This window comes from bacterium, from assembly GCA_040756715.1.
In the GTDB taxonomy this organism is placed as follows: domain Bacteria; phylum UBA9089; class UBA9088; order UBA9088; family UBA9088; genus JBFLYE01.
Genome location: JBFLYE010000190.1, coordinates 1 through 2,827, shown reverse-complemented (window position 1 = coordinate 2,827; position 2,827 = coordinate 1). Strand labels below are relative to the sequence as shown.

Sequence of the window (2,827 nt, the reverse complement as noted above, 5' to 3'; positions counted from 1 at the left end):
AATTCAAAATTTCTTAAAAGGTGGATGAATTTTTAACAGATAAACACACCCTATCTATTTTTGCACTAAGTAATGGAAGATACTATATTTCTCCTCCCCTTTTTTCAAAAATATCAACCAAGCTATTAATAAACCTTCCAATATTATATTTAAACATTCCAACCATAATCAATATTGTTATTGGCCATACAATTTTATCAACCAAATCAATAATAGCCCTAAAAACTTCCATCTTTCCCTGCGAGAGGCGGGAGTTGAACCCGCATAGGTTTCCCCACAAGATCCTAAGTCTTGCGCGTCTGCCAATTCCGCCACCCTCGCTTTTTTTATTATAATTTAGAAACATCTTGCATTGCAAGCAAAAAGTTCTTGCCAGATGGCAAAATTTGCTTGTATAATAATTTAAATGAATAAAGTATTAGAAAAGGCATTAAATTATTCAAAGGCAGATGAAACAGAGGTTATCTTTGTTTCAAATAGCTCTGGATTGACAAGGTTTGCAAATTCTTCTATCCACCAGAATGTTTATGAAGAAGACAAATACCTTAAGATACGGGTGATTAAGGATAAAAAAATAGGCTCTGTTTCAACAAATATTTTAACCGATAAATCCATAAAAAATGCGGTTAATCGGGCAATTGAGCTTTCCAAATTTGCTAAAGAGGATTCTAATTTAGCCCTTCCAAAGCCTACCCTGATAAAAGAGATGCCCACATTTTATAAAGATACAGCCAATTGTTCTCCTGAAAGGAAGGCTAATATTGTAAAAGAAATAATAGAAATGGGAAAAAACAAAGGCTGTATCTCATCTGGTGCATTACAAACAGGCAATGTTTCTATTTCTATTTCTAACTCATCTGGCGTTGATGTTTCAGCTCAACTTACCTCTGCATCCCTTGTTATTGTTATGGAAAAAGATGGCTCATCTGGTTATTCCTCAAGCATATCAAGGGATATAAACAAAATAAACCATTTAGAATTAGGAAATGAAGCAATTGAAAAAGCCATATCCTCCATAAATCCAAAAGAAATTGGGCCGGGTGAATATGAGGTTATCCTTGAACCTCCTGCTGTGGCTGATCTGCTTTTGTTCCTTGGGCTTGTTGGGTTTGGTGCATTATCCTTTCAAGAAAAAAGAAGCTTTATGTGCGGGAATATGGGGAAAAAGATAATGGGCGAGAATATTACAATCTGGGATGATGGATGTGACCCACAGGGAACAGGTATGCCATTTGATTTTGAGGGAGTCTCCAAAGAAAAGGTTATATTTATTGAAAATGGAATTGCAAAGAATATCTGCTATGATTCCTATACAGCCAATCGTGAAAACACATTATCCACTGGTCATTCCCTGCCACAGCCAAATACAACTGGACCTATACCAACCAATCTCTTTATGAAGGAGGGAAATTCAAGCAAAGAGGAGATAATAAAAAACACAAAGAAAGGCATTCTTATAACGAGGTTTCACTATACAAATGTTATAGAGCCTATGAGGGCTGTTATCACAGGAATGACAAGGGATGGAACATTCTTTATTGAAAATGGAAAGGTCTCCTATCCGATAAAGAATATGAGGTTCACTCAATCCATCATTGACGGCCTGTCGAATGTATCCTTTATTTCAAAAGAAAGACGCCTTTCATCAGAGGGAATGATTATAGAATTTTTATCCTCTTGCTATGTCCCTACTATTAAGATAGAGAAATTCAATTTCACAGGAAAAACAGACTTTTAAAAGATTGCGAATTTCAGAATACGAAGTATGGCAAAGCAATTGCGAATTTTTCTCTTCTTTTCTCTGACAATCTGCCTTCTGCCTTCTGTCCTCTCTCTTTTTCTTTCTGGTTGCACCATATTTAAATGGACAATTCCAAAGAAGGAAGAAACAAAGCCTTCAAAAATAATATTCATCTGGCCAGTTAAAGGAGAGATAAACTCAGGGTTTGGAAAAAGGAATGGAGAATTTCATCAGGGAATAGATATTAAAGCAAATGAGGGTTCTGAAATTAGGGCAGCAGCTGATGGCATTGTATCATACGCTGATTTTAGACCAACCTATGGAAATGTTATTATTATTTTGCATAAGAATGGCTTTGCCACGGTCTATGCCCATAACAAAAAGAACCTTGTCTCAGCTTCCCAAAGGGTAAAACAGGGAGATGTTATTGCCCTGGTTGGAAAAACAGGAAATGCAACCGGCTTTCATCTTCACTTTGAGATAAGAAACAAAGGAAAGGCAGAGAATCCCTTAATTTACCTACAAAGTCTTAAATAGCTGATGGGTGGGGGAGTTTTTAATAATATCCCGACCCATCATCCTGAGAACCCTCAAGCGTAGCGAAGGGAACGAAGGATCTCTTTTCAAACTATGCAGTGGGAAAAAACTCCCCGACTGCTCAAAATAAATTATATTGTTTTGAATTTTCAATTTTATTGAATTTTTGTTTTTTTTGATTTCGGATTTTTCAATTTCGGATTTCATTTGTTCCATTAAAGCTAAACACATATAAGCCATATCAAGGCTTTGGGCCTGTAGAGAATACAAGTTTGGGTATTGTTGACCTCTATAATGATGGTGGACCAGACCTTGTTGTTACTTATGATGAAGGAGGATATCCACATATATAATATTGGAACACAATCACCTATATGAAAAAAATGCAGGCACCTATACTCTTGGTCTCCCAAACCGACAACAAAGGCTTCTTCTTGTTTTCTTCCCTTCCGGTTGAAACCTATACCCTAATTCCCTCCTATCCCAATGCTACCTTCATTCCTCCCTATTATTTCTTCCCCTCCCTTAATTGCTCACACAATGTAGAAT

At 36.5% G+C, this 2,827-nt stretch carries 3 protein-coding genes and 1 tRNA gene; 2 read left to right on the top strand and 2 right to left on the bottom strand.

Annotated features, from left to right (window positions below):
- Positions 1 to 82 precede the first annotated feature (82 nt).
- Both AB1397_07250 and AB1397_07245 read right to left on the bottom strand, forming a co-directional pair.
- Positions 83 to 232 carry a hypothetical protein gene (locus AB1397_07250; protein MEW6482772.1) on the bottom strand — a complete coding sequence of 50 codons (150 nt, stop codon included), beginning with the start codon at positions 230 to 232 and terminating at the stop codon, positions 83 to 85.
- A gap of 7 nt (positions 233 to 239) precedes the next feature.
- A tRNA-Leu gene (locus AB1397_07245) sits at positions 240 to 321 on the bottom strand.
- Between the two features lie 85 nt (positions 322 to 406).
- Here AB1397_07245 and AB1397_07240 point away from each other — a divergent pair.
- Both AB1397_07240 and AB1397_07235 read left to right on the top strand, forming a co-directional pair.
- Positions 407 to 1,738: a TldD/PmbA family protein gene (locus AB1397_07240; protein ID MEW6482771.1), complete on the top strand. Its 1,332-nt coding sequence runs from the start codon at positions 407 to 409 to the stop codon at positions 1,736 to 1,738.
- Between the two features lie 27 nt (positions 1,739 to 1,765).
- A complete protein-coding gene (locus AB1397_07235; protein ID MEW6482770.1) occupies positions 1,766 to 2,278 on the top strand; it encodes a M23 family metallopeptidase in 513 nt (170 codons plus the stop codon).
- The last annotated feature ends 549 nt before the right edge of the window (positions 2,279 to 2,827 follow it).

Excerpts from the sequence above, each read along its gene's own strand:
- AB1397_07250 (MEW6482772.1), bottom strand. The coding sequence starts at position 232 with ATGGAAGTTTTTAGGGCTATTATTGATTTGGTTGATAAAATTGTATGG.
- AB1397_07240 (MEW6482771.1), top strand. The coding sequence starts at position 407 with ATGAATAAAGTATTAGAAAAGGCATTAAATTATTCAAAGGCAGATGAA.
- AB1397_07235 (MEW6482770.1), top strand. The coding sequence starts at position 1,766 with ATGGCAAAGCAATTGCGAATTTTTCTCTTCTTTTCTCTGACAATCTGC.